We start from the raw sequence: 25253 nt of genomic DNA, 5'->3' as shown, positions 1-25253 counted from the left end.
TCCAGTTGGATTTCGGCCATGTTGCGCTGGGTCATATGCGTGGGCTTGGCTGGTAGCCTTGCGGCCTGCACCGGGGCAAACCACCTGGGCAACCCGCTGCTCCTGCCGGTTCGGGGCGTGGCCGCCGGGCTGGAGAACGCGGCCTACGGCAAACGCCGGGCGGCGGTGAAGGCCTGGATCATCGAGCAGGAGGCCGCGATGCGGGCGGAGCGGTTCGAGGGGCCGGTGACCGGCGCCTTGCTTGCGGAATTGCCCGAGGCCGCGCGGGCGCAGGCAAGGGCTGACCTGAAGGACGCGGCGCGCCACGGCGATTTTGCCGAGCGGGCGACGGTGGCCTTCATGGTGCACCGGGGCTGAGCGCCCAGGTGACGGTTTCGAGGTTGGCGAGGCGGCACAGGCGGGCGAGTTCGGCCTCCAGCTTGTCGTCCCGGGCCTTGGAGGGGCGCAGGCTGGGCTCTGTCCAGCGGTTGAGCACCGTCAGAGTGCCCGTGCGCCGGTCGGCCTTGGCCTCGATCCGGCCGACGAAGCGCGACCCTTCGAGCAGGGGAAAGACGTAGTAGCCCCATTGGCGTTTCTCGGCGGGGACGAACATTTCGACCGTGTAGTCGAAGCCGAAGAGGCGTTTGAGGCGGATCCGGTCGCGGATCGCCGGGTCGAAGGGGTTGAGGATGCGCAGGCGCGAGGTGGGGGGCTGAAGCGCCGCGATGCGCACTTCGATGTCGGGGCAGGCCAGCGCCTTGAGCGTGCCCCCGTCGGCGGTTTCGACCTCGACGAGGATGAGATCGCGGGCCTGGTCGGCCCAGCGGGCGGTTTCGGCCACGGTGGTGGCATCCCAGAACTTGCGGATCTCGCCGGGCGTGCCGAAGCCGAGGCGGTGCAGGGCGGCGTGGCAGAGCCAGTCGATCTGGGCCTCGTCGGGGAGGTGCTGCTCGCGGAGGTGTGCGGGAAAGATGCGCTCGGCAAGGTCGTAGTGCTTGGTGAAGCCGTCGCGGTGGCAGGTGGCCAACTCCCCGGAAAACCACAGGAAATCGAGGGCCTTCTTGTGCGGCGGTCGGTGCCACATTTCCTTGGGCCCCTGGTGCTGGTGCTCGAAGTCGCGGGTGCAGAGCGGGCCTTCCTCGGCCACGCGGGCCTTGACGGAGGCGAGCAGATCCGGGTCCATCCGGCCCCACCATGACGACCGGGAGATGCGCTCGCGCATCCGGCGGAACTGGCGCTGCCACATGGGGAGGAACTCCATCGGCAGCACGGAGGCATCGTGGGTGAAATGCTCGAAGACGGCGCGCTGGCGGCCCAGGAGCTTGTCCATCACCGGCTCGCGGTAGTTGGCGTTGCGCGACCACATGATGTGGTGATGCGCCCGGGAGACGACTTGGATGGAGTCGAGCTGGACGAAGCCGAGATCGTGGATGATGGCGGGGGCGTCGAGCTTGCCCGTGGGCGGCGTGGCGAGGCCGTGGGCGGTGAGCCAGAGGGCGCGGGCCTGGGCGTTGGAGATGCGGAGCGCGGTCATGGCGGCAGGATTGGGCCGGGCGGGAGGGAGTTGCAATCCGGTTGCTGACATTTGGCGGGGGTTGGGGTTTGCTTTGCCCAGCGACGGCGGGAGGACGGCATGGGCAGCGAGGATCGGCGGGCCGGGGTGTTTTATGGCAAGCTCGGGGAGTGGAAGGCGGAGATGGAGGCGGTGCGGGCGGTGCTGCTGGCCGGGCCGCTGGACGAGACCTTCAAGTGGCGGCAGCCCTGCTACGTCTGGAACGGCACCAACGTCTGCATGCCGGGTGGCTATGGCGGGCGGTGCAGGCTCTCGTTCTTTCGCGGGGTGCTGATGGAGGATCCGGAGGGGCTGCTGGTGCCGCCGGGGCCGAACAGCCGGGCGGCGCGGGTGATGGAGTTTCGTTCGGTGGCGGAGGTGGAGGCGGCGCGGGCCGCGATCGAGGGGTTCGTGGCGCAGGCGGTGACGCTGGTGGAGGAGGGGCGGACGGTTGACCTGCCGGACGATGACTTTGACCTGCCCGAGGAGCTGGAAGAAGCGCTGGCGGCTGACGATGAGCTGCGGGAGGCCTGGGAGGGGCTGACACCGGGGCGGCGGCGCGGCTGGGCGCTGCACTTTGGCGGGGCGAAGAAGGCGGAGACGCGGGTGCGCCGGATCGAGAAGGCGCGGGACGCGATCCTCGATGGCAAGGGGATGCACGACCGATAGGATGGGTGGCAGGGCTCTCCTAGAGGAGGCGGGCGAGCCCTTCGCGCAGGGTATCGTTCAATGGTTTGGGGCGGCGGGTGTCTGCATCGACGTAGACATGCACGAAGAAGCCTTCGGCGGCGGCGGAAGCGCTGTCGCCGGCGAAGAGCCCGACCTCCCAGCGGACGGAGCTGGTGCCGATGTGGGCGATGCGGATGCCGGCCGTGACCGGCGCGGGAAAGCGGACCTCGGAGAAGAACCGGCAGCCCGACTCGGCCATCACGCCGATCTGGTCGCCGTCATGGATGTCGATAAGGCCCTCGTTGACCAGCCAGGCATTTACCACCGTGTCGAAGAGCTCGTAGTAGGCCACGTTGTTGAGATGGCCGTAGGGGTCCATGTCCTTCCAGCGGGTGTCATGGGGGCTCAGGACGCGGTAGTCGGCGCGGGTGCCGGGTGGTGCTTTCATGCCCGCGATCAGAGCCCGAGCCAGCTGCGGATGGCAAGGGCGACGAGGCCGAGCGCAAGGATCGACCCGGCGTAGAGGGCGATGAACCAAAGCGCGCGGCGCATCAGTGGTAGCCCGAGTCCGCGTCGATCTTGCCGCGGAACACCCAGTAGGCGAAGGCGGTGTAGGCCAGGATGATCGGGATCAGGATGCCCGCGCCGACCAGCATGAAGAGCTGGGATTTCTCCGGTGCGGCGGCCTCCCAGATCGTGACCTCGGTAGGCACGATATAGGGGAACATCGACACGCCGAGGCCGCCGAAGCAGAGGATGAAGAGTGCCAGCGCCAGCAGGAAGGGCGAGAGCTCGGCCGAGGCCATGCGCAGGCGGGTGAGCAGGCCGAAGAAGGCCGCAGCGGTGAGGGCGGCGACCACCGCGGCGAGGCCCCAGCCCCAGCCGGTGAACCAGCGGCTGTAGTAGCCCTCCTGCAGGAAGGGCGTCCAGAGCGAGACAAGGGCGATGAAGCCCACGGTGAGCGGTGCGAAGACCATGGCCCAGCGGCGCATCCGGTTCTGCAACTCGCCGGTGGTCTTGAGCACCAGCCAGCAGGCGCCGAGCAGCATGTAGCCCGCCATGACGCCAAGGCCGACGGCGAGGGTGAAGGGGGTGAGCCAATCCCACCAGCCGCCCGCGTATGCGCGGGCGGGTTTGTCGATCTCGATGCCCTGGAGCAGGGCGCCGAGGATGATGCCCTGGGAGAGGGCAGCGAGCGCCGAGCCGGAGATGAAGGCGACATCCCAGAGCGGCTTCCAGCGTTCGGTGCGCCAGCGAAATTCGAAGGCGACACCGCGGAAGATGAGCGCAAGGAGCATGGCGATCACCGGCGCGTAGACCGCCGGAAGGATCAGGGCGTAGGCCAGAGGGAAGGCGGCAAAGAGACCGCCGCCGCCGAGCACCAGCCAGGTTTCATTGCCGTCCCAGACCGGGGCGACGGAGTTCATCATCACGTCACGGTCTTTCCGGCGGGGCTCGAGCGCGAAGAGCATGCCGAGGCCCAGGTCAAACCCGTCGAGCACGACGTAGACCAGCACCGAAAAGGCGATGAGAAAGGCCCAGATCACCGTGAGATCGAAGGAGATGCCTTCAGCGAGGGGCATGGATCATTCCTCCTTTGGCGCGTTGGGCACGGGCGAGCGACCGGCCGCGTGGGTCGGGCCTGTGGTCACGTCTTTCAGGCGCGGTTCGGCGGGGCTGGGCTCGTGGCCCATCAGGCGCAGGATATACCATGTGCCGGCGCCGAAGACGGCGAAATAGACGATGATGAAGGCCATGAGCGAGGCACCGACGGCGGGCGCCGCGAGGGGCGCGGCACTGTCGGCGGTGCGCAGCAGGCCGTAGACGGTGAAGGGCTGGCGGCCCACCTCCGTCGTCACCCAGCCGGCCAGCACCGCGACGAGGCCGGAGGGGCCCATCAGCACGGCGGCGCGGTGCAGCATGGGCCAGTCGTAGAGGCGGCCTTTCGCCCGGGCGGCGAGAGACCAGAGGCCGAGGCCCAGCATGGCGAAGCCGATCATCACCATGATGCGGAAGGACCAGAAGACGATGAAGACCGGGGGCTGGTCTTCGTCCGGCACGGTATCCAGCCCGTCGAGCGGGGCGTTCAGATCGTGCTTGAGGATCAGCGACGACAGCTTGGGGATGCCCACGGCATAGTCGAGCGTCTGGGTCTCGTCGTTGGGCCAGCCGAAGAGGTAGAGCGGCGCGCCCTCGGGGTGGCTCTCGTAGTGCCCCTCCATCGCCATGACCTTGACCGGCTGGTGCTCCAGCGTGTTGAGCCCGTGGAGGTCGCCGAGGAAGATCTGCACGGGGGCGACGATGGCGGCCATCCACATGGCCATGGAGAACATGGTGCGGCTCTCGCCCGTGGCGATCTCGCCCCGGCGGCGGTGGCGCAGCAGGTGCCATGCGCCCACGCCGCCGACGATGAAGGCGGTGGTGAGATAGGCCGCCGTGACCGTGTGCATCAGCCGGTAGGGGAAGGAGGGGTTGAAGATGATCTGCCAGAAGTCCTCGGGCAGGAACTGGCCTGTCTCCGGGTCGATGCTGAAGCCCGCGGGCGTGTGCATCCAGGAGTTCACCGAGAGGATCCAGAAGGCCGAGATGAAGGTGCCGACGGCGACCATTGCGGTGGCGGCCATGTGCAGGCCGGGGCCCACGCGGTCGCGCCCGAAGAGCATGATGCCGAGGAAGCCCGCCTCGAGGAAGAAGGCCGAGAGCACCTCGTAGGCCATGGGCGCGCCGATCACCGGGCCGGCCTTGTCGGAGAAGACCGACCAGTTGGTGCCGAACTGGTAGGACATGACGATGCCCGAGACCACGCCCATGGCGAAGGCCAGGGCGAAGATCTTGACCCAGTAGCGGAACAGGTTGAGGAAGCGTTCCTGCTTCGTGGTCAGCCAGAGGGCGTTGAGCACGGCGAGGTAGGAGGCCAGGCCGATGGTGAAGGCCGGGAACAGGAAGTGGAACGAGACCGTGAAGGCGAATTGCAAACGGGCGAGGAAGACGGCGTCGAAGGTTTCGAACATCTCAGATCGTCGTGGCTGTTTCGGTTCGCGGTGGAGGTAGGCTGAAGCGCCGGGCCGTCGAGTCAGGGTGCCGGTTTGCCGCAGGGCGGAAATAGGCGCCCGATTTTCGGCTGCGTCGGTGCGGGCAGCGGTTTAGGCTGGGGCCATGCTGTTCAGATTGCCAGATGATGACACGCTCCATGCCGCGCTGATGGCGCGAGATGCGAGCTACGAGGGGCGGGCGCTGGTTTGCGTGCAAACGACCGGGATTTTCTGCCGGCTGACCTGCCCGGCGCGCAAGCCGCTGCGGGAGAACTGCGAGTTCAGGGAGACGGCGCAGGCCTGCATCGAGGCGGGATACCGGGCGTGCAGGCGGTGCAGGCCGCTCGCCGCGCTGACCGACGACCCCACGGTGACCGCGCTCCTGGAGGCGCTGGCCCGCGATCCGGCGCGGCGCTGGTCGGAGGCGGAGGTGGAGGCGGAGGGCTATGACCCTTCCACGGTGCGGCGGGCCTTCCGGCGGGCCTTTGGGACCACCTTCCTCGAGATGGCACGGCAGCGGCGGCTGCTGGCGGGGCTGCAGGTGCTGGGCGAGGGCGGAAAGGTGATCGAGGCGCAGCATGATGCGGGTTTCGAGAGCGCTTCGGCCTTTCGGGCGGCCTTTGCACGGATGCTCGGTGTGGCGCCGGGGAGCTTTGACCGCAAGCCCCTGCTGATGGCCGACTGGATCGACACGCCCCTTGGGCCGATGGTGGCGGTGTCGGATGCGCGGGCGCTGCACCTGCTGGAGTTCGTCGGCCGCAAGGCCTTGCCGCGCGAGTTGCAGCGGTTGCACGCCGGGGTGAAGGGCGCGCTGGGGTTCGGACGGCCTGAGCCGACGGAACAGGTCGCGGCAGAACTGGGGCGGTTCTTTCGCGGTGAGAGCGCCGCCTTCGGCGTGCCGCTGGCGCTGCATGGCTCGGAGTTCACGCGGGCGGTCTGGGCGGCGCTGCGCGAGATCCCGGCAGGGCAGGTGCGCAGCTACAGCGAGGTGGCGAAGGCCATCGGCAGGCCGCAGGCGGTGCGGGCGGTGGCGCGGGCCAACGGGGCCAACCAGATCGCACTGGTCATTCCCTGCCACAGGGTGATCGGCGCCGATGGCAACCTCACCGGCTACGGCGGAGGGCTGTGGCGCAAGGAGCGGCTGATCGCGCTGGAGCGCGGCTTTGCGGCCCGCGCGGCCTAGCGGCCCTTGCCGGCATTCGGGCCTGCAAGATCGTTTTTCACCATCCAGCCGGCGAGGCGGGAGATCATCATGTCCTGCAGCTGCTGCTTGATCGCGCGGGGCGGGTTTCCCTCGATCTCGTCGACGAAGGCCGTGACGTAATCTTCCTGCGCGTCGTCCAACCAGAAGAGCAGGCGGGTAAAGGCATTGAAGTGGTCGTGCACCTCTTCGATCTCGTAGCGGGTGCCGCCGTTCTCGGGGGTAAACCGCTGGCGAGCCATCGAGCTGCGTCCGGTCTCGGGGACGACCGCATGGGTGATGATCTCGCCGTCCTCGCCCTCGATGATGCGGGCCTTGTAGCCCATCTCCTGCGGACAAGGCTCGAAGGTCTCGGCATCGGGGAGGTTGGCGGTGAACCAGACCGGGAAGAAACCCTCGGCATCGGGCGCGCCGCAGCGGTGGTGGCCCTTGGTCTCGCCGGGCCGCATGACCATCGCCGCCTCCAGCACCTCGGGGGCGACCGGAACCCAGGTTCTGTGCCCGGTGCGGCCGGTGCGGTTGGGCAGGGCCATCAGGGCTGCCGGAAGGAGCCAGACGAGCAGAACGGTGCCAGCCACGAAGGTGAGAAACAGGCTGATGACGTGCCACTGCACCTTCAGGTCGGCGAGCGCGGGGGTGCCGGCCTGCGCGGTCATGGTGCCCGTGGTGGCCAGCAGGCAGGTAAACAGGAGCGACATCGGCAGCGCCTCTGTCCAGCCGCCGGGGAAGACGGCGTGGTGCCAGGTCATGAACCCGGCCCAGAGCGCCATGACGGTGACAAGCACGAGCGGATCGGCCAGCGGCGCGATGCCGGGATGGAGCAGCACCGAGAGCCCCGCGCCGAGGAGCGGCAGCGCCGACAGCGCCACGATCCGCCGCCGCAGCCGCATCAGGCGATACGGCAGGTGGTAGCTCAGGAAGGTCTCGTCGGCCATGCGCTCTCTCCGCTTCGGGTTGCGCGAGGGTGGCACGGGCAGGGGCCACGAATGTGGCACAGGTCGGGCGATTTTGTCTCGCCGCATCATCGGCTTGGCTTTGCGCCGGAATTGGCGCAGTGTCGCGCCGAAACACGAGGGAGGATGCCATGGACATGCCGAAGAACGCCTTCAAGGCCGCGATTGCAGCGGGAGAGCTGCAAGTGGGCATCTGGAACACGATCCCCGATCCGAGCGTGGTGGAGCTGCTTGCGGGTGCGGGCTTCGACTGGATCCTGATCGACAGCGAGCACACGCCGGTGACGACCCCGGCGATGATGCCGCTGATGCAGGCCGCCTCGGGCTACCCGGTGAGCACCATCGCGCGGCCGGGATGGAACGACATGGTGGAGATCAAGCGCCTGCTCGACCAGGGGGCGCAGACGCTGCTCATTCCCTATGTGCAGAGCGTGGAGGAGGCCGAGCAGGCGGTGCGCTTCGTGCGCTATCCGCCGAAGGGCGTGCGCGGCGTGGGCGGCACCACCCGGGCCAGCCGCTATGGCGCGGTCAAGGATTACATCCAGAACGCCGAGAAGGAGATCTGCCTGCTGCTGCAGGTCGAGAGCGTGGAAGGGATGGCGCAGGCCGAGGAGATCGCAGCGGTGGACGGGGTGGATGGCGTGTTCATCGGCCCGGGCGACCTTGCTGTGTCGATGGGCTACCCGGGCCAGCCGACGCACCCGGAGGTGAAGGCGGCGATCCTCGACGGGATCAAGCGGATCAAGGCGGCGGGCAAGGCGCCCGGCATCCTGACGCTGGATCCGGCATTTCAGGACGAGGCGCGGGACGCCGGTGCGATCTTCGTGGCGGTGGCGCTGGATGCCTCGGTGCTGCGCGCGGGCGCGATCGCGGCGCGGGAGAGGTTTCAGGGCTGACCTAGCCGATGGTGTCGGGCCCGAGCTTGAGGATCACCGGCACCACCAGCTCTTCCTCGTCGGTCAGGTGACGGTCGAGCAGGGCGCTCAGGCTCCGGAGTGATGCCGCAAAGGGCGCAACGCTGTCCTTTGCATCGGCACCCTCGGAGAGCTGGCCGAGCGCAAGGTTGGCGGCATCTGCGAAGCCTGCCAGCGCCGGGTCGAGCTGCACATGGTCGGCCTCCATGAGCTGAAACCCGCGGGCGATCTCGGGCGCGGCCTTCTCCAGCAGCGGGAAGTAGTGCGCATCCTCGATCTGGTGGTGGCCTTGGAGCTGTTGCAGCAGCATGCCGCCGAAACGGGGCAGAGCCGTGCCGAAGCGGGCCGGGTCGCCGCCGTCGAGCAGGCTCCGGGTTTCGGTGTTCAGCGCCTCCAGCAGGCGGCGGAACATCAGGTGGCGGTCGAGCCAGAACGCCACCAGCCCGGCAAAGTGCGGATGCGCCTCCCAGGTCTCGCGCGGGTAATCGGCGAGCAGGACGCGGAGCGCGTCGGGCAGGTGCGCACGGTGCGCGAGGGCGAGATCGTTCATGGGCCGGAGCTGGCGCGGGCGCGGGTCAGTGCAAGCTGGCGCTGGCGCTCGCGGAAGCGGGTGCGGTCGGCCTCGGAATAGGCACCCACGCAGGCCGGGCACTGAACGCCCTCTTCATACTCCGGCGCGGCGCGGTCGGCGGCGGAAACCGGGCGCCCGCAGGCGTGGCAGAGCTGGTAGTCGCCGGGCGTGAGCCCGTGCCCGACCGAGACGCGCTGGTCGAAGACATAACATTCGCCGGTCCAGCGGCTCTCGGCCTCGGGCACCTCCTCAAGATACTTCAGGATGCCGCCCTGAAGGTGGAACACCTCCTCCACGCCCTGCGATCTCAGGTAGTTGGTGGATTTCTCGCAGCGGATGCCGCCGGTGCAGAACATGGCCACCCGCTTGCCCGTGAAGCGGTCCTTGTTGGCCTCCCACCAGGCCGGGAATTCGCCGAAACTCGCGGTTTCGGGGTTTACCGCGCCCTCGAAGGTGCCGATGGCGACCTCGTAGTCGTTGCGCGTGTCGATCAGCGCCACGTCGGGAGCCTCGATGAGCGCGTTCCACGCGGCGGGGGCGACATAGGTGCCAACCGAGGCGGTCGGGTCCACGCCCTCGACGCCCATGGTGACGATCTCCCGTTTCAGCCGCACCTTCATCCGGCGGAAGGGGCGTGCGGGCGCGGTGCTCTCCTTCCACTCGAGATCCGCGCAGCCGGGCAGACGCCTGATGTGGGCGATGAGCCGGTCGATGCCCGCGCGGGGGCCCGCAACGGTGCCATTGATGCCCTCTGGCGCCAGCAGGAGCGAGCCGCAGAGATCTTCGGCCTCGCAGAGCGCCCTCAACGGCCCGCGCAGGGCGGCGGGGTCGGGGAAGGAGGCGAACTTGTAGAGCGCGGCGACGGTATACATGGGGCGCGGCATAGCCGCCCTTGCGCGAGCGGGCAAGATTGACCCGCGGGATGCGGATGTTACCTTCGGCCCAACTCAAGGAGACCGCCCATGCCCGACAGCGCCCTCATCGTGATCGACGTGCAGAATGACTTCTGCCCCGGAGGGGCCCTGGCGGTGGAGGGCGGCGACCGGATCGTGCCCGGCATCAATGAGCTAATGGCGGCGTTTCCGGCCGTGGTGCTGACCCAGGACTGGCACCCCGAGGGCCATTCGAGCTTTGCCACGAGCCATCCGGGGCAGGAGCCGTTCAGCGTGATCGACATGCCCTATGGCCCGCAGGTGCTCTGGCCCGAGCATTGCATCCAGGGCAGCGAGGGTGCGGCGTTTCATGCCGGGCTCGACACCAGCCGCGCCGACCTGATCGTGCGGAAGGGCTACAACCCGCGGATCGACAGCTACTCGGCCTTCTTCGAGAACGACCACGAAACGCCGACCGGGCTGGAGGGATACCTGCGGACGCGGGGCATCGAGAAGCTGACACTGGTGGGGCTGGCGACGGATTACTGCGTGAACTTCTCGGCGGTGGATGCGGCAAAGCTGGGCTTTACCGTGACCGTACGCACCGACCTCTGCCGCGCGATCGACCTCGACGGCTCGCTGAAGGCGGCAATGGAGGGGATGCGCGGCGCGGGCGTGGTGGTGGACTGAGGCGCGCGCCCCAGGTAGGTCGGCACAGCGTTCAGTGACCACCGAAGAGACCCATGACCGATATACCGCAGCTCGACGAAGCCAGCTTTCGCGCTCCCGACCCCGATCAGCTCTTTCCGCGGGCGCATAGCGGCCATCCGGCGCGCATCCTGCTGCTCTACGGGTCGCTGCGTGAAACGGCCTATTCGCGGTTGATGGTGGAAGAGGCGGCGCGGGTGCTGGAGAAGATGGGCTGCGAGACCCGTATCTTCCACCCGTCGGGCCTGCCGCTGCCGGATGATGCGCCTGCGGATCACCCCAAGGTGGCAGAGCTGCGCGACCTGGCGATGTGGTGCGAGGGCATGGTCTGGTCGTCGCCCGAGCGGCACGGCACGATGACCGGCATCATGAAGACCCAGATCGACTGGATCCCGCTCTCGCCCATCGGCGGTGTGCGCCCGACCCAGGGCAAGACGCTGGCGCTGATGCAGGTGTCTGGCGGGAGCCAGAGTTTCAACTCGGTGAACCAGATGCGGATTCTGGGCCGTTGGATGCGGCTGCTCACAATCCCCAACCAGAGCTCGGTGCCGCGCGCCTGGACCGAGTTCGAGGGAGGCCGGATGAAGCGCTCGCCGTTCTACAACCGGATGGTCGACGTGATGGAGGAGCTGGTGCGCTTTACCCTGCTCACGCGCGATATCAAGGATCACCTGGTGGACCGCTACTCGGAACGGGTGGAAACCCGCGAGGAACTTTCGAAACGGGTGAACCTGCCCAATGCGATCTGAGGGCCGGGTGCCGACAGGATCGGCCCGGCTGGACTTCATCTTCCGCGCTTGAAATAACCACCCGGTGCCGTGCCGGAGGAGCCAATGGTCGACATCGCGAGCCGCGTCTATAACCACAAGTGGAAGATCGACCCGATCTTGCGGTCGCTCATCGACACGGATTTCTACAAGCTGCTGATGTGCCAGTCGGTGTTTCGCAACAAGCGCGAAACGCAGGTGACCTTCAGCCTGATCAACCGGACCAAGTCGGTGCCGCTGGCCAGGCTGATCGACGAAGGCGAGTTGCGCGAGCAGCTCGACCACATCCGCTCGCTCTCGCTGACGCGCGGCGAAAGCACCTGGCTTCGGGGCAACACCTTTTACGGCAAGCGCCAGATGTTCCGCCCGGATTTCATGGAGTGGTTCGAGGGGTTGCGGTTGCCTGCCTATCACCTGGAGCGGGTGGGCGACCAATACGAGCTGACGTTCGAGGGCAACTGGCCGGAGGTGATGCTTTGGGAGATCCCGGCGCTGGCAGTGCTGATGGAGCTTCGTGGCCGCGCCGTGCTCGGCGACATGGGGCGGTTCGAGCTTCAGGTGCTTTATGCCCGCGCCATGACCAAGCTCTGGGAAAAGATCGAACGGCTGAAGGAGATCGAGGGGCTGCGGCTGGCCGATTTCGGCACCCGGCGGCGGCACTCGTTTCTGTGGCAGGACTGGTGCGTGCAGGCGATGTTCGAGGGGCTTGGCCCGGCCTTCACGGGCACGTCGAACTGCCTGATCGCCAAGAACCGCGACCTCGAGGCGATCGGCACCAATGCCCATGAGTTGCCGATGGTCTATGCCGCGCTGGCAGAGGACGATGCGGCGCTGGCCCAGGCTCCCTACGACGTGCTGAGCGACTGGCACGAGGAGCATGACGGCAACCTGCGGATCATCCTGCCCGACACCTACGGCACGCGGGGCTTTCTGGAGCGCGCGCCCGACTGGCTGGCCGGCTGGACCGGCATCCGGATCGACTCGGGCGACCCGGCGGAGGGAGCCGAGGTGGCGATCGACTGGTGGAGGTCGCGCGGCGAGGACCCCACGCAGAAGCTGGTGATCTTCTCCGACGGGCTCGACGTGGAAAAGATCGAGGAGCTTTCGGCACAGTTCCGGGGCCGCGTGCGGGTCTCCTTTGGCTGGGGCACCCTGCTGACCAATGATTTTCGAGGCCTGACGCCGGGCGATGCGCTGGCGCCCTTCAGCCTTGTCTGCAAGGCGGTCGAGGCCAACGGAAAGCCGACGGTGAAGCTCTCGGACAACCCGCGCAAGGCGATGGGCCCGCAAGAGGAGATCGCGCGTTACAAGCGGGTCTTCGGCGTGGGGGCACAGGATGCCATGGAGGTCGTCGTTTGAGCGATACCTATTCGATGAGCCTTCTGGTCGCGCTGGGCCTGGGGCTGGTGGCGACGGGGGCGGTGGCGGGCGTACTGGCCGGGTTGCTCGGTGTCGGCGGCGGCATCGTCATCGTGCCGGTGCTGTTCTGGCTCTTTGGCTGGCTCGGCGTGCCCGAGGCGGTGGCGATGCATGTGGCGGTGGCGACCTCGCTCGCCACGATCATCCCGACCTCGATCAGCTCGGCGCGGTCGCATCACCGCAAGGGCGCGATCGACGCGGACCTGCTGAAGAGCTGGGCGCCGCTGATCTTTGTCGGCGCGCTGGCGGGCGGGTTGCTCTCGAAGGTGATCGCCTCGAGCGGGCTGACGCTGATTTTCGGGGTCATCGCGCTGCTGGTCTCGATCAACATGGCCCTGCCCAAAAAGATCGTCCTGGGCGACGACCTGCCGCAGGGGCCCGTGGCCCGAGGGCTGGTGCCGGGGTTCATCGGGGTGTTCTCGGCGCTGATGGGGATCGGCGGGGGCACGCTCTCGGTACCGACGCTGACGGCGTTTTCGTTTCCGGTGCACCGCGCGGTGGGCACGGCGGCGGCCTTCGGGCTCGTCATCGCGGTGCCTGCTGCCCTCGGGTTTGTCTGGTCGGGCTGGGGCGTGCCGCTCAGGCCGCCCTACTCGCTGGGCTATGTCTCGGTTCCGGCGGCGGTGCTGATCTTCTCGGCCTCGGTCTTCACCGCGCCGGTGGGGTCGAGGATCGCCCACAGCCTCAACCCGGCGCGGCTGAAGCTGGCCTTTGCGGCCTTTCTCTTTCTCTCGGCGCTCAAGATGCTCTGGTCGGCGCTGGGGTGAGCCGGGGTGGCGGGCAGCCTGCCCGCCCTACTCGGGATCGACCTTGCCGCGCAGGGACTTTACCTCGCCGCGTTCCTTTTTTGCCTTCAGGCGCCGCTTCCTGGAGCCGAGGGTCGGGCGCGTGGGGATGCGTTTCTTGGGTTTTTCGAGCGCCTTGCGGATCAGCTCGGCCAGCCGTTCGCGGGCGAGGTCGCGGTTGCGCGCCTGGGACCGGGTGTCTTGCACCAGCAGCAGCACTTCGCCGGCATCGGTCCAGCGGCGACCCGCAAGACGGCGCAGGCGGGTCTTGACCGGTTCGGGCAGGTGGGGCGAGGCGGCGGCGGCAAAACGCAGCTCGACCGCGGTGGCGACCTTGTTCACGTTCTGGCCGCCCGGGCCCTGCGAGGTGGTGAAAACCTCGACAAGCTCCCAGTCCTCTATCGTGATCTGATCGTTGATCCGGATCGGCATGGCTCTTTCCTAGCGCCGTGGCGGGGCAATCAAAAGGGCCGCTCCGGAAGACGGAACGGCCCTGTCGAACTGTGTTGGAGGCGAGGTCCGGTTAGACCCTCGGCCAATTGCGGTCATCTCCGCGCAAGGGCTGCCCTACGCGCTGACCTCCGCCGTTGTCCCGACACCTCTCTCCAATGTAGCTCTCGACACTGGATCACCTCCTTTCAGCTGTTGAAAAACGCAAGTTCAGCGTGAATCGGAAGTGTGCACCTGTCAAACTTTTTCTGCGCGCGCGAAATTTGCAGTTATGAGGCGGAAGGGAATGAGGGCGAGGGCGGCCAGGGCCAGCTTCACGCCCCAGTCGGCCACGGCGAGCGAGACCCAGAGCGGGGCCACGGGGCCCTTGCCCAGAAGGGGAATGCCCTCCTGCGCCCAGTCCGGCACGGCGGCCGGCTCCAGCCCGTTGAAGGTGGCGGCGAAGGCGACGGAGAAGAAGATCACCGTGTCGGTGGTGCTTCCGACCAGCGTGGAGCCGAGCGGGGCTTGCCACCATGCCCGCGCACGCATCCGGTCAAACACCGCAACGTCCAGCAATTGGGCAGAAAGAAAAGCCAGGCCCGAGCCGAGTGCGATGCGCAGCGTGACCAGCGGGCCGAACTCGCCCTGGATCTGGGAGCCGACGAAAGAGCAGGCGACGCCCACGACGAAGCCCGCGATCACCACCTTGCGGGCGGTGGGGGCGCCGTAGAGGCGGTTCATCGTGTCGGTCACGAGAAAGGCGATGGGGTAGGTCAGTGCGCCCCAGGTCAGCCAGTCGCCCAGAAGATGCTGGACGAGGATGTTGGAGGCCACCACGACGGCGGCCATGGCGAGAACGCCGATGATGAGGTTGGTCTTCATGATATGGCCCGTTTTTGCAAGGTGGTCGGGGACTTGGCCCCGCACCGTGCGGGACGGCGGGCTTCTAGACCCGTGGCGATGGCATTGCAAGCCTCAGTCGGACAGCTGCACCTCGACGATCTCGCTGCGCTGGTAGCCCTTGAAGTTGTCGTCGGACACCATCACCGCGCGAAGTCGGCCCCTGGCATCGCGCCAGAGCGACAGGCCCTCGAGGTTGCCGTGGGTCAGCGGGCCGGAGCGGTAAAGCTCCTGGCCGGGCCACAGGTTACCCGTCATGTCGTGGCGGGTGATGCGGCTGGAAAAGCCGTAGCCGGTGAAGTGGCGCCAGAGCAGGGTGAGGCGGCCACGGTCGTCGAAATCGGCGCCGACGGGGAGCCACTCGCCCTCGCGCTCGATGTGCCCGACAACTTGCCACGCGCCCTCGGCATAGCGATAGACCGGGAAGGGCGTGGCGTAGCTGCCGGAGCGTTCGGGCAGGGTGTAGAGCGCGCCATCCGGGGCAATGGCCAGCGCCTCGAGGGCGGAGTTGTTCTGGAATGTCTTGAAGTCGGGGTGGCGGGGCAGCCACGCGGCCTCGCCGCCGTGGAGGATGTCGTCGCCGCGCCATGTCCAGATCCGGTGGTAGCCCTCGAAGGACACGAAGAACCGCCCGTCGTCGCGCCGGGCCAGGCCCTCGGCATCGCTCTCGTAGCCGTTCACCGGGTGGCCGTCGGGATCGGTCAGCCGGCTGTGGGTGGTGATCTCGACGCCGGTCAGGCTGCCCGCCGCATCGCGCAGCAGCCGGCCTTCGGCCAGCGCGGCACGGTCGGAAAGGGCCCAGAACCGGATGCCATCCTCCGAGACCTCGAGCCCCGAGAACCCGCCGAAGCGGGTTTCGGCATCGCTGCTGCCGAGGCTCACCGACACCACGCGCTGCCCGCCTTGGCCTGCCGCGAGGGCGAGGCCGGCACAGAGCGCGAGGGCGGCGAGGCTCAGTCCGAGTTGAGAACGCCGACGCATGAGCGGGGCAGGTCGGCCATGACGTAGTCGCGCGGGTGGCGCTTGCGCGGGGCCTTCCTGGCGTTGGGATCGGCCTTGACCTTGGGCGGGTTGAGGTAGTCGGTGACCCACCACATCAGGCTCTCGTCGCAGCCGTCACCGCCCTTGGAAAGCTCGTCGACGCCGGGCGATTGCACCACGCAATCCGGCGAGCCGCGCGGGCACTTGAGCCGAACGTGGAAGTGATCGTGGTGGCCATAAAGCGGGCGGATCTTCTGGAGCCATTTCTTGTCGCGCCGGGTGGCCTTCTGGCACATCGAGATCTTGATCGGAGCGGTGACGAAGATGCGGTCGACCATCGGGTCGCGGGCGGCGGCTTCGAGCAGAGCGGCATGGGCGTTGGTCCATTTGTTGTTCAGCGTGCGCTGGTCATTGTTGCGCACGATCAGGGCGCCGAGGCTCTCGCGCTCGCCGCGGGTAAGGTTCAGCCGCGAGGGGCGGGTATACCAGATATCCACGTCGAGGCCGGTCTGATGCGAGGAGTGGCCCGAGGGCGAGGGGCCGCCGCGGGGTTGCGAAATATCGCCGACGTAGATGCCGGGCCAGCCGAATTTTACGGCCTGGGCGGAGAGCCGCTCGATGAATTCGATCATCTCGGGGTGGCCCCAGTTGCGGTTGCGCGACAGGCGCATCGCCTGCCAGCGCGGCCCGGTCTCGGGCAGTTCGACAAGGCCCGCGGCGCAGCCCTTGGAGTAGAAGCCGAAGACCTCGGATTTGCCGCGCGCCGGCCTGGGCTTGGAGGCAAAAAGCGCGCTGGCCTTCGATTGCGCGGAGGCCTCGGGCGCGGTCAGCGGTGCCGCGAGAACAAGGGAAAGGGCTGCCAGGGCTGCTCGGATCATTGTTGGGGTTCTGCTCCGTCCGGTTTGACCCAGAGTAGCAGAACGAGCCCGATAATGAAGAGGGCGATCAGCGGCGAGACCCCAAGTTGCTGTGATCCGGTAAGGGTTGTGGCCACCCCGATCGAGATCGGCGCGATGAAGGAGGTGGCCTTTCCGGCCAGCGCATAGAGCCCGAAGGCCTCTGTCATCCGTGCCGGGTTGGCCTGGCGCACCATCATCGTCCGCGAGGCCGCCTGAAGCACGCCGCCCGCCGCTCCGATCACCGCGCCGAGGAAGTAGAAGGCGAGGTCGGGCAGCTGGCTCTCGGGGCCCACGGGCAGGAAGAAGACGCTCTCGCGGCTGACCATGACCACCGATATGGCCACGGCGGTCAGGACGACGACGCAGGTCACGATCACCGGCTTCGGCCCGAAGGCAGTGTCGGCGCGGCCGCCGAGCCAGGCGAAGATCGCGCCGGTGATGATTGCGAGGATGCCGAAGATGCCGGTTTGCACGACCGACCATCCGAGCACGCCTGCGGCGTAGATGCCGCCGAAGGTATACATGCCGTTCAGCGCGTCGCGGTAGAACATCGACGAGGTCAGGTAGGCCAGCAACGAGGGCGACTGCGGCAGGGTGCGCAGGGTGTTGCCCAGACCGGAGAGCGCCTTCTTGACCGCGCCGGCGGAGGGCTTCTCGCGCCGCGGGTCGCGGACCCAGAGGAAGAAGGGCACCATGAAGATCGCGTACCAGATCGCCGTGAGCGGCCCCACGGCGCGGGTGCCCTCGCGGGCCTCCGGATCGAGCCCGAAGAGGGGTGCGAAGCCGGCCATGGTCTTTCCTGTCGTCGGGCTCTCGGCCAGGAAGACCAGCATGATGACCAGCGCGAAGAGGCCGCCGACGTAGCCGAAGGCCCAGCCGTTGCCGGAGATGCGGCCGATCTCCTCGCGGGTGCCGAGATCGGGCAGCATGGAATTGGTGAAGATCGTGGCAAACTCCATCCCGATCAGGCCGATGGCGAAGAGCACGAGGGTGCGGGTGAGGTCGAAGTCCTGAGGCTCGGCCCACCAGAGGCCGTATGCCCCGACGACGTAGAGCAGGGAGAAGCCCCAGATCCAGCGCACCCGGCGGCCCGAGGTATCTGCCATCGCGCCGAGGATGGGAGCGAGGAGCGCGATGACGATGCCCGCCGCCCCGACCCCGAAGCCCCAGGCCGCCTGGGCCCGGCTGCCGTCTTCGAGGACCGATCCGACATAGGGCGCGAAGATGAAGGTGAGCAGAAGCGTATTGTAGGGCTGCGAGGCCCAGTCGAAGAAGAACCAGCCCCAGATGCGCTTTTTCGCTGAAACTTCCGACATTTTGCTGCCCCCTGTCCGGGTTCATAGAGCATTGAAGCGGGCCGGGGCGCAACTGCGCATTGCGGGGGCCGTGCGGCTCAAATATGGTCGCGGAAAACCGAGCAGAGTGGCCGATGTTTCGTCCGATCAATCTTGTCATACTGGCTGTCCTCGTGGCGGGGAGCCTGCTGGTGGCCCGCGAGGCGATGCGCCGGGGCGGCCCCGGAGACAACGTGGCTGCGGTCAGCGAGCAGGTGGTGATCGGGCGCACCTACCGGGTGGATCAAGCCTTTGTCGCGCGCACCGGGCAGGTGCCGGGCGTGGCCTTTCAGATCATCCTGCCCAAGCGGCCGGAGCAGAGCCACAGCATCGGCGTGGAAGAGTTGCCCGAGGGCGGCGTTGTGCAGTTCAACTTTCGCGCCGAGGACGAGAGCTTTCTGGAGAGCCTGTTCATGGCGCCGATCCGGATTCCGCTGGGCGAGATGGATGACCGGCTGGCCGCCATCGCGCCCAAGCTCGCCGAGCAGGGGCCCGCGCTGCTGAGCCAGAAGTTCGAGGAGGTCACCGCAGAGCCGGTGCGCGAGGTGCGCGTGGGTCATGGCGAGGGCTACCGCGCGATGGAACTCACGGGCACCTATCTCGATCCGCGCGACGAGGCCCGCTATTCGTACCGGTTCATTGCCCTGCCCGACCCGGAGCGTGCCGAGAGCCTCTATGCGGTGAGTCATGTGAATCGCGCGCATCTGGCCGTCGAGGCTGCCGACTTCGGCCCCAGCCTGACCGGCAAGGCGCTCTCCACCCTGCGGCTTTCGGAGCCGCCGGTGCGGGAGACCGCACAGGAAGGCCCGGCGGCGCCGGACGCGGACTAGGCGCAAAGGCGGGGCTTTCCCTCTCGGCCCCGGCGCGCTTAGACTGCCGGCACCCGCTTTCAACGACGGATGCCTTTTTCATGACGCGCGCCTTCACCCTCCTGACCGCCCTCCTCCTGTGTTCGCCGCTCTGGGCGCAGAGCCAGACCGAGCAACTCGGGGGGTTCAAGCTCAACCTGCGCTCCAACCAGGACGTGGTGGCGGGCGAGACCTTCAAGGCCGACCGCGACTACCTCACAAAGCACGGCAAGGACGAGGCTGCGGCCTTTGCTGTGGTCGTGCCGCTCTCGGGCGATGGCAGCTACCAGAGCCGGGTGGTCGAGACCCCGCAGACCGGGCTGGTCAAGTTCGTCTTCTCGACCGAGGGGGGCGGGCTGATCGAGGCGGTGACCTTCTCGGACCTCAGCCTTCCCATGGCCGAAGAAGAGCCGCGGCTGGAGTACCTGATGGAGATCATGAACGCGCTGGTCGTGCCGGGCTTCATCGAGGGCAAGGCCGGGGCCAGCCGGCAGAATATCCGCAAGGTCGACGTGGGCGGGCTCCGGGCGGTGGAGATCTTCGGAAGCTACGACGACCCCACCTTCGGCAAGGTGCACTGGCGCCTGCTCGGGTTGCCCAACCCCCAGGCGGAGGCCGGTGTGGTGGCCCTCGCCCAGATATCCGAAGAGGCGGTGCCGATCGGCTCGCCCGATGATTTTCCGTCCTCGCTGAGCGGGCGTGTGCTGGAGAGCCTCAAGTTCGAGTGAGGCACTCCGCCCGGCGGCAGGCGCGGGTCAGATGGCCTCGATGGCCAGCGCGATGCCTTGGCCGCCGCCGATGCACATGGTGATCAGCGCACGCTTTCCGCCTGTTCTTTCAAGCTCGTAGAGCGCCTTGACGGTGATGATCGCGCCGGTCGCGCCGACCGGGTGACCAAGCGCGATGGCGCCGCCGTTGGGGTTGACCCGTGTGCCATCGAGGCCGAGGCCGCGGTTGACGGCGATGGCCTGGGCGGCGAAGGCCTCGTTGCTTTCGATCACGTCGAAATCATCGACCGAAAGGCCGGTGCGGGCGCAGAGGGCCCGCACGGCGGGCACCGGGCCGATGCCCATGACATGGGGGCTGACACCCGAGTGGGCATAGCCGATGACACGGGCGCGGGCCTTGAGGCCGGCCTTCTCGGCGGCCTCGGCGCGGGCGAGCACGAGGGCGGCAGCGCCGTCGTTGATGCCGCTGGCGTTGCCGGCGGTCACGGTGCCGTCTTTCTGGAAGGCGGGGCGGAGGCCGGCGAGTTTTTCGGCGGTCGTCTGCTTGGGGTGCTCGTCGGTTGCAAAGGGCACCATCTCGCGCTTCACGCGGATCTCCACCGGCACGATCTGGCTCTGGAAGCGACCTTCGGCGATGGCGGCGGCGGCGCGGGTCTGGCTTTCGAGCGCGAAATTGTCCTGGTCGGCGCGGCTGACCTGGTGCTCGGCGGCGACGTTCTCCGCCGTCACGCCCATGTGGCCGGTCCCGAAGGGGCAGTTGAGCGCGCCCAGCATCATGTCGAGCGACTTGATATCGCCCATCTTCTGGCCCCAGCGGGCGTCGGGCAGGACGTAGGGCGCGCGGCTCATGCTCTCGGCGCCGCCGGCGAGCGCGAAATCGGCATCGCCCAGCGCGAGCGCCTGGGTGGCGGAGACGATGGCCTGCGCGCCGGAGCCGCAGAGGCGGTTCACGTTCATCGCTGGGGTGTTCTCGGGGATGCCGGCATCCATTGCCGCCACGCGGGAGAGATACATGTCGCGCGGCTCGGTGTTGATGACGTGGCCGTAGACGACATGGCCGATCTGGCCGGGCTCCACGCCGGAGCGGGCCATTGCCTCGCGGGCGACGGTGGCGCCGAGCGCGGTGGGAGCGGTGGCGGCGAGCGCGCCGCCGAAGGTGCCGATGGCGGTGCGGGCACCGTCGAGAATCACGATATCGTCCATGGGGGCCTCCTCTGCCGTTGCCGGGAGTGTAACCCGCGGGGGCCGCCGGGCAACCGGGGGAGCGTGCGCTGGGGGTTGAGAGCCGCAACGTCAGATGATTGAGTTTGCCCCGAAGCCTCCCGGAAAGGAATCCGCATGCTTGTCAGCGCCGTCATCTTCGACATCGGCAACGTGCTCATCGAATGGAACCCGGAGCGGTTCTACGACGCCGAGATCGGGCGCGCGCGGCGGGAGCGGCTCTTTGCCGAGGTGGACCTGCACGGGATGAACGACCGGGTGGACCGGGGCGAGACCTTTCGGGACATGGTGATGGAGACGGCGGCGGCCTACCCCGACTGGACGGCGGAGATCATCCTTTGGCACGACCGCTGGATCGAGATGGCCCGGCCTGCGATCGACCATTCGGTGCGCCTGCTCCGGGCGCTCCGGGCGGGCGGTGTGCCCGTCTTCGCCTTGTCGAACTTCGGTATCCAGAGTTTCGAGCTGGGCGAGAGCCACTACCCGTTTCTGGCCGAGTTCGACCGGCGCTATATTTCCGGCCACATGAAGATGGCCAAGCCGGACCCCGAGATCTACGCCGCCGTCGAAGCCGATTGCGGCGTGCCGCCCGAGGCGCTGCTGTTTGCCGACGACCGGACCGACAACATCCGCGTTGCGGCATCGCGCGGCTGGCAGACCCACCTCTTCGAGGGGCCGGAGGGGCTGGCGAAACGGCTGGTGGCCGAGGGCCTGCTCTCCGAGGACAAGGCGATATGACCACACCGAAGTTTATAACCTATGAACAGGGCGAGGCTGCGCTGAACTGGCTGGCGCTCACCGATGCGCTGGCCGAGGCCCACCGGCTGCCCGAGGCGGAGATCGAGGATATCTTTCTCTACCGGGGGGAGGACACGCTGCTGAGCCGGGCCGCCTGGATCGACGGGCTGGGCTCGCTGGTGAAGACGGCGACGATCTTTCCGGGCAATGCGGCGGTGGAGAAGCCTGCGGTGAACGGGGCGGTGACGCTCTTCTCCGATCGGACCGGCGAGGCGGAGGCCTTCGTGGATTTTCACCTCGTCACCAAGTGGAAGACCGCCGGAGACAGCCTGCTGGCGGCGCGCCGGCTGGCGCGGCCGGAGAGCCGCAACATCCTGATCCTGGGCGCGGGCACGGTGGCGGCCTCGCTGATCGAGGCCTATTCGGCGGGCTTTCCGGGGGCGAAGTTCACCCTGTGGAACCGCACCGCAGGGCGGGCGGCGCAGCTGGCGGAGCAGACCGGCGCGCTGGTCGCGGAGGACCTGGCCGAAGCCGTGGGCCGGGCCGATATCATCGCCACGGCGACCATGAGCACCGAGCCGGTGCTCAAGGGCGAATGGCTGCAACCGGGCCAGCACATCGACCTGATCGGCGCCTATCGGCCCGACATGCGGGAGGCCGATGACGAGGTGCTGCGCCGCGCGCGGCTCTTCGTGGACAGCCGGGCGACGACGGTCGGGCACATCGGCGAGATCAAGGATCCGCTGGCGCGGGGGGTGATCTCGGAGGAGGACATCATCGCCGATTTCTACCAGCTCGATGCGGTGCGCCGCGAGAGCGACACGGAGATCACGGTGGCCAAGAACGGCGGCGGCGCGCATCTGGACCTGATGACCGCGCGGCACATTCTCGACTGGGTCGGAGCGTGACCCCCTGGGGCTGGCTCCTTGCGGCGGCCGTTGCCCTCGTCATTCTGCCGCCTCTCCTCGCCTGGCTGATGTGCCGCTCACGCGCCGCCGCGCGGGAGGGCCTGCCGGGGCGGATGCTGCGGCTGCCCGACGGGCTCACGCGGGTTACGGTGGACGGGTTGCCGGGCCGGCCGGTGGCGGTGCTGGTGCATGGGCTGACCACGCCCTCCTGGGTGTTCGACGCCATCGCGGCGGGGCTCGTCGTGCTGGGCTGGCGCGTGGTGCGCCACGATCTCTGGGGCCGGGGCGGCTCGGACATGCCGGGCAAGGCGCAGAACCGCGCACTGTTCGTCCGCCAGCTTGCGGGGGTGATCGAGGCGGAGGCGGGCGACGCGCGGGTGCTGCTGGTGGGCTACTCCATGGGCGCGGCGATTTCGGCGGCCTATGCGGAGGCCTACCCGAGCCATGTGCGGGGGCTGGCGATGCTGGCTCCGGCCGGGTTGGGGCACCGGATGGAGGGGTTCACCCGGTTCTGCGCCGCGACACCGGTGCTGGGTGACTGGCTTTGGGCCACCTTCTCCGGCCCGGGCCTGAGGGCTGCGGCGCGGAAGGCGGCGCGGCAGGGGCCCTCTTCGGTGGAGAACATCGCCACAAGGCTGGCGCAGGAGAGCCGGACGCGGGGGTATCGGCGGGCGGTGCTGTCTTCGATCCGGCACATGCTGGCCGAGGACATGCGGCCCACCCTCAAGGGGCTCGACGCGGCCGGTTTGCCGATGCTCGCCGTCTGGGGCGGCGAGGACGGGCTGATCCTGAAGGCGGCCGGCAAGCGGCTTGCGAAGGTGGCGCCGGGAGCGGAGCAGATCACGGTGGAGGCGGCGGGCCACGGTGTGCCGCACACCCATCCGCGCGAGGTTCTGAAGGCGCTGACCGGCTTTCTCGCGCGGCTCTAGCGATCGCCCGAGATGCAGGCGCCCGACTTGGGCGCGAGGGTGCAGGCGCGGGCGTAGAGCGCATCGGCGCGGGCCGGGTCGCGGCGCGTGCCGGGGGCGCCGTCGCGGTGGATGTTGCCCTCCATGTAACAGCCCCAGGCGGCGCCGTTGGTGCAGGCCTCGGCGTAGGTCTTGAGTTGGCAGGCGGGGGCCGTGGCGGTGCCGGGGCGGGTGCCGGGACGCCAGCTGCCGTTGCGGGCGGTGGCGGCGGCATTGACGCAGGCGTTGGCATTGCCGAGCGCGCAGGCGCGGGCGTAGAGCGGGTAGGCGAACCGGCTCTCTTCCTCCAGCGGCGCGACGGTTTGCATTGCGTTGGCGAGGTTGAAGCAGGAGGACTGGTCGCCCTTCAGGCAGCGGTCGAGGCAGGCGTTGGGCTTGCGGGCGCAGGAGGTGTCGCTGCGGTAGCGGGCCTTGGAGGCGCGGTAGAGCGCGCCGGGGCATTGCGAGAGGGTCGAGGTGAAGGCCGGATCCTTTGCGATGCGCAGCAGCACGGTGCGCATGGGCTGCGGCTGGGCGCGGGCCCAGGCGAGGGTGTCGTCGGCGGTGGCCGCGAGCGGTACGAGGACAAGCAGGGCGGCGAGCAGCAGGCGGATCAAGCGGCAAGTCCTTGCGGCGGCGTGCGGTTCTCGCGGATCGGCAGGTGCACCAGCGCCGAGAAGGCGCCGACGCCGACGCCGATCCACCAGACCATCGTGTAGTCGCCATAGATGTCATACATCCGCCCGCCGAGCCAGACGCCGATGAAGCTGCCGAGCTGGTGCGAGAAGAAGACGATGCCGTAGAGCGTGCCCATGTAGCGCAGCCCGTAGATGTGGGCGACGAGGCCCGAGGTGAGCGGCACGGTGGCGAGCCAGAGCGAGCCCATGAGGACCGAGAAGATCAGCACCGTGGCGGGGGTGATCGGGAAGAGGATGAAGGCTCCGGCGATGATGGTGCGGGCGGTGTAGATGCCGGCGAGCAGGTATTTCTTGGTGTAGCGCTTGCCGGCCCAGCCGGCCGCGAGGGTGCCGGCGATGTTGGCGAGGCCAATGAGCGAGATCGCCACGGCGCCGAGCGCGGAGGTGGTGGAGATGCCGAGGCCCGCCAGCATGCCGCCGGCCTGGATCGGGGCGCACATCTCGGCCACCAGCGCCGGAAAGTGGGCGGTAACGAAGGCCAGCTGGTAGCCGCAGGAGAAGAAGCCGAGGAAGATCAGGGTGAAGGAGGGGTCCTTTGCCGCGCGGACGAGGACCTGGCCGATGGACTCCTCAAGCTCGGCGCGGGTGGCGGCCTGGGGCGAGCGCATCATCGGCAGGACGGCGAGCACTGCGAGGATGGCGGCGGCGAAGACGAGGAAGACCTGCTGCCAGCTCAGGAAGCCCAGCATCCATTCGGCCAGCGGGGCCCCGAAGACCTGGCCCGCGGAGCCTGCGGCGGTGGCGATGGCGAGCGACATGGAGCGGTTTTCATCCGAGGAGGCCCGGCCCACGACCGCGAGGATGACCCCGAAGCCGGTGCCCGCGACGCCGAAACCGACAAGGATTTCAAGCAGCTGGTGCTGGAGCGGCGAGACTGCGACCGAGGAGAGCACGAGGCCCACGGCATAGAGCACCGCGCCCATGATGATCGCCTTCCGGTCGCCGATCTTTTCGGCGATGGCGCCGAAGATCGGCTGGCCGATGCCCCAGGCGAGGTTCTGGATGGCGATGGCGAGGGAGAACTCGGCGCGCGGCCAGTTGAACTCTTCCGAGATGGGTATCTGGAACACCCCGAAGCTCGCCCGGATGGCGAAACCGACGAGGATGACGAGGCAACCGCCGATCAGGACCGGGGTGAGGAGGGGGGCGCGGGTTTCCATGCGTGTTTAATTGACGATGCCCCTTAACACGTCAAAT

The 25253-nt window shown here is 68.2% G+C and carries 29 protein-coding genes; 13 read left to right on the top strand and 16 right to left on the bottom strand.

Annotation, left to right across the window (positions count from 1 at the left end):
- Nucleotides 1-18: 18 nt before the first annotated feature.
- Complete coding sequence (locus BUR94_RS14485) at nt 19-357, top strand: hypothetical protein (RefSeq protein WP_074256899.1); 339 nt, start codon at nt 19-21, stop codon at nt 355-357.
- On the opposite strand, the gene BUR94_RS14480 is transcribed toward BUR94_RS14485, so the two are convergent.
- The gene (locus BUR94_RS14480) at nt 338-1513 is read right to left on the bottom strand and encodes a winged helix-turn-helix domain-containing protein (RefSeq protein WP_074256898.1); all 1176 of its coding nucleotides are present in this window, start codon (nt 1511-1513) and stop codon (nt 338-340) included. The genes BUR94_RS14485 and BUR94_RS14480 overlap by 20 nt on opposite strands.
- Before the next feature lie 99 nt (nt 1514-1612).
- Here BUR94_RS14480 and BUR94_RS14475 point away from each other — a divergent pair, with 99 nt between their 5' ends.
- Nucleotides 1613-2200 carry a YdeI/OmpD-associated family protein gene (locus BUR94_RS14475; protein ID WP_074256897.1) on the top strand — a complete coding sequence of 196 codons (588 nt, stop codon included), beginning with the start codon at nt 1613-1615 and terminating at the stop codon, nt 2198-2200.
- A 19-nt stretch (nt 2201-2219) separates the two neighbouring features.
- Here BUR94_RS14475 and BUR94_RS14470 read toward each other — a convergent pair whose 3' ends face one another.
- Genes BUR94_RS14470 through BUR94_RS14455 form a run of 4 tightly spaced genes read right to left on the bottom strand, consistent with a single transcriptional unit; the run spans nt 2220 to nt 5211 of the window.
- Nucleotides 2220-2648 carry an acyl-CoA thioesterase gene (locus tag BUR94_RS14470; protein ID WP_074256896.1) on the bottom strand — a complete coding sequence of 143 codons (429 nt, stop codon included), beginning with the start codon at nt 2646-2648 and terminating at the stop codon, nt 2220-2222.
- Between the two features lie 8 nt (nt 2649-2656).
- Nucleotides 2657-2752, bottom strand: a complete 96-nt coding sequence (locus BUR94_RS14465; protein WP_074256895.1) for a DUF2474 family protein — start codon at nt 2750-2752, stop codon at nt 2657-2659.
- Entirely contained in the window at nt 2752-3783 is a 1032-nt protein-coding gene (gene cydB, locus BUR94_RS14460; protein ID WP_074256894.1) for a cytochrome d ubiquinol oxidase subunit II, read from the bottom strand. The genes BUR94_RS14465 and cydB overlap by 1 nt, the downstream gene beginning before the upstream one ends.
- A 3-nt stretch (nt 3784-3786) precedes the next feature.
- On the bottom strand, nt 3787-5211 hold the full coding sequence (locus BUR94_RS14455) for a cytochrome ubiquinol oxidase subunit I (protein WP_074256893.1): 1425 nt from the start codon (nt 5209-5211) through the stop codon (nt 3787-3789).
- A gap of 145 nt (nt 5212-5356) precedes the next feature.
- Between BUR94_RS14455 and BUR94_RS14450 the strand changes: the two genes are divergently transcribed.
- Nucleotides 5357-6415 carry a bifunctional transcriptional activator/DNA repair enzyme AdaA gene (locus BUR94_RS14450; protein WP_074256892.1) on the top strand — a complete coding sequence of 353 codons (1059 nt, stop codon included), beginning with the start codon at nt 5357-5359 and terminating at the stop codon, nt 6413-6415.
- Here BUR94_RS14450 and BUR94_RS14445 read toward each other — a convergent pair.
- Nucleotides 6412-7368, bottom strand: coding sequence for a hypothetical protein (locus BUR94_RS14445; RefSeq protein WP_074256891.1), 957 nt, complete (start codon nt 7366-7368; stop codon nt 6412-6414). The two genes, BUR94_RS14450 and BUR94_RS14445, sit on opposite strands and share 4 nt — an antisense overlap.
- A gap of 149 nt (nt 7369-7517) precedes the next feature.
- Here BUR94_RS14445 and BUR94_RS14440 point away from each other — a divergent pair, with 149 nt between their 5' ends.
- Nucleotides 7518-8282 carry an HpcH/HpaI aldolase family protein gene (locus tag BUR94_RS14440; protein WP_074256890.1) on the top strand — a complete coding sequence of 255 codons (765 nt, stop codon included), beginning with the start codon at nt 7518-7520 and terminating at the stop codon, nt 8280-8282.
- A gap of 1 nt (nt 8283) precedes the next feature.
- Here the strand turns inward: BUR94_RS14440 and BUR94_RS14435 are convergent, their stop codons facing one another.
- Nucleotides 8284-8850: a hemerythrin domain-containing protein gene (locus BUR94_RS14435; RefSeq protein ID WP_074256889.1), complete on the bottom strand. Its 567-nt coding sequence runs from the start codon at nt 8848-8850 to the stop codon at nt 8284-8286.
- Nucleotides 8847-9743 (bottom strand): oxygen-dependent tRNA uridine(34) hydroxylase TrhO, encoded by an 897-nt coding sequence (gene trhO / locus BUR94_RS14430; RefSeq protein ID WP_074256888.1) that lies wholly within the window; start codon nt 9741-9743, stop codon nt 8847-8849. Before trhO ends, BUR94_RS14435 begins: the two co-directional genes overlap by 4 nt.
- A 90-nt stretch (nt 9744-9833) precedes the next feature.
- On the opposite strand from trhO, the gene pncA reads away from it, so the two are divergent.
- The 4 genes from pncA to BUR94_RS14410 all read left to right on the top strand — a co-directional run bounded on the left by pncA (nt 9834) and on the right by BUR94_RS14410 (nt 13404).
- Complete coding sequence (gene pncA / locus BUR94_RS14425; protein WP_074256887.1) at nt 9834-10433, top strand: bifunctional nicotinamidase/pyrazinamidase; 600 nt, start codon at nt 9834-9836, stop codon at nt 10431-10433.
- 53 nt (nt 10434-10486) lie between these two features.
- Nucleotides 10487-11200, top strand: coding sequence for an arsenical resistance protein ArsH (gene arsH, locus BUR94_RS14420; RefSeq protein ID WP_074256886.1), 714 nt, complete (start codon nt 10487-10489; stop codon nt 11198-11200).
- Between the two features lie 84 nt (nt 11201-11284).
- A complete protein-coding gene (pncB, locus tag BUR94_RS14415) occupies nt 11285-12577 on the top strand; it encodes a nicotinate phosphoribosyltransferase (RefSeq protein ID WP_074256885.1) in 1293 nt (430 codons plus the stop codon).
- Nucleotides 12574-13404 (top strand): sulfite exporter TauE/SafE family protein, encoded by an 831-nt coding sequence (locus tag BUR94_RS14410; RefSeq protein WP_245794474.1) that lies wholly within the window; start codon nt 12574-12576, stop codon nt 13402-13404. The genes pncB and BUR94_RS14410 overlap by 4 nt, the downstream gene beginning before the upstream one ends.
- Nucleotides 13405-13431: 27 nt before the next feature.
- Here the strand turns inward: BUR94_RS14410 and arfB are convergent, their stop codons facing one another.
- The 5 genes from arfB to BUR94_RS14385 all read right to left on the bottom strand — a co-directional run bounded on the left by arfB (nt 13432) and on the right by BUR94_RS14385 (nt 17950).
- Complete coding sequence (gene arfB / locus BUR94_RS14405) at nt 13432-13854, bottom strand: alternative ribosome rescue aminoacyl-tRNA hydrolase ArfB (RefSeq protein ID WP_074256884.1); 423 nt, start codon at nt 13852-13854, stop codon at nt 13432-13434.
- Nucleotides 13855-14109: 255 nt separating this feature from the next.
- Entirely contained in the window at nt 14110-14736 is a 627-nt protein-coding gene (locus BUR94_RS14400) for a queuosine precursor transporter (protein WP_074256883.1), read from the bottom strand.
- A 93-nt stretch (nt 14737-14829) separates the two neighbouring features.
- Nucleotides 14830-15735: an esterase-like activity of phytase family protein gene (locus BUR94_RS14395; protein ID WP_074256882.1), complete on the bottom strand. Its 906-nt coding sequence runs from the start codon at nt 15733-15735 to the stop codon at nt 14830-14832.
- A complete protein-coding gene (gene mepA, locus BUR94_RS14390) occupies nt 15708-16613 on the bottom strand; it encodes a penicillin-insensitive murein endopeptidase (RefSeq protein WP_074256881.1) in 906 nt (301 codons plus the stop codon). Before mepA ends, BUR94_RS14395 begins: the two co-directional genes overlap by 28 nt.
- Nucleotides 16610-17950 carry an MFS transporter gene (locus BUR94_RS14385; RefSeq protein WP_074256880.1) on the bottom strand — a complete coding sequence of 447 codons (1341 nt, stop codon included), beginning with the start codon at nt 17948-17950 and terminating at the stop codon, nt 16610-16612. Before BUR94_RS14385 ends, mepA begins: the two co-directional genes overlap by 4 nt.
- A gap of 113 nt (nt 17951-18063) precedes the next feature.
- Between BUR94_RS14385 and BUR94_RS14380 the strand changes: the two genes are divergently transcribed.
- Both BUR94_RS14380 and BUR94_RS14375 read left to right on the top strand, forming a co-directional pair.
- Nucleotides 18064-18798 (top strand): hypothetical protein, encoded by a 735-nt coding sequence (locus tag BUR94_RS14380; RefSeq protein ID WP_074256879.1) that lies wholly within the window; start codon nt 18064-18066, stop codon nt 18796-18798.
- A gap of 80 nt (nt 18799-18878) precedes the next feature.
- Complete coding sequence (locus tag BUR94_RS14375; RefSeq protein ID WP_074256878.1) at nt 18879-19544, top strand: hypothetical protein; 666 nt, start codon at nt 18879-18881, stop codon at nt 19542-19544.
- Nucleotides 19545-19571: 27 nt separating this feature from the next.
- Here BUR94_RS14375 and BUR94_RS14370 read toward each other — a convergent pair whose 3' ends face one another.
- On the bottom strand, nt 19572-20747 hold the full coding sequence (locus BUR94_RS14370; protein ID WP_074256877.1) for an acetyl-CoA C-acyltransferase family protein: 1176 nt from the start codon (nt 20745-20747) through the stop codon (nt 19572-19574).
- A gap of 135 nt (nt 20748-20882) precedes the next feature.
- Between BUR94_RS14370 and BUR94_RS14365 the strand changes: the two genes are divergently transcribed.
- From BUR94_RS14365 to BUR94_RS14355, 3 genes are read left to right on the top strand one after another with little or no spacing between them, the layout of a single operon-like run.
- Entirely contained in the window at nt 20883-21503 is a 621-nt protein-coding gene (locus BUR94_RS14365; RefSeq protein WP_074256876.1) for an HAD family hydrolase, read from the top strand.
- Nucleotides 21500-22411, top strand: a complete 912-nt coding sequence (locus BUR94_RS14360) for an ornithine cyclodeaminase family protein (RefSeq protein WP_074256875.1) — start codon at nt 21500-21502, stop codon at nt 22409-22411. Before BUR94_RS14365 ends, BUR94_RS14360 begins: the two co-directional genes overlap by 4 nt.
- The gene (locus BUR94_RS14355; protein ID WP_074256874.1) at nt 22408-23340 is read left to right on the top strand and encodes an alpha/beta fold hydrolase; all 933 of its coding nucleotides are present in this window, start codon (nt 22408-22410) and stop codon (nt 23338-23340) included. The genes BUR94_RS14360 and BUR94_RS14355 overlap by 4 nt, the downstream gene beginning before the upstream one ends.
- Here the strand turns inward: BUR94_RS14355 and BUR94_RS14350 are convergent.
- Both BUR94_RS14350 and BUR94_RS14345 read right to left on the bottom strand, forming a co-directional pair.
- Nucleotides 23337-23975 carry a hypothetical protein gene (locus tag BUR94_RS14350; RefSeq protein WP_074256873.1) on the bottom strand — a complete coding sequence of 213 codons (639 nt, stop codon included), beginning with the start codon at nt 23973-23975 and terminating at the stop codon, nt 23337-23339. The genes BUR94_RS14355 and BUR94_RS14350 overlap by 4 nt on opposite strands.
- The gene (locus BUR94_RS14345) at nt 23972-25216 is read right to left on the bottom strand and encodes an MFS transporter (protein ID WP_074256872.1); all 1245 of its coding nucleotides are present in this window, start codon (nt 25214-25216) and stop codon (nt 23972-23974) included. Before BUR94_RS14345 ends, BUR94_RS14350 begins: the two co-directional genes overlap by 4 nt.
- Nucleotides 25217-25253 lie beyond the last annotated feature (37 nt).

It is taken from the genome of Vannielia litorea, from assembly GCF_900142295.1.
Lineage (GTDB): Bacteria > Pseudomonadota > Alphaproteobacteria > Rhodobacterales > Rhodobacteraceae > Vannielia > Vannielia litorea.
Note: the sequence above shows the minus strand (reverse complement) of the source record. Positions and strands in the feature narration are given on the sequence as shown.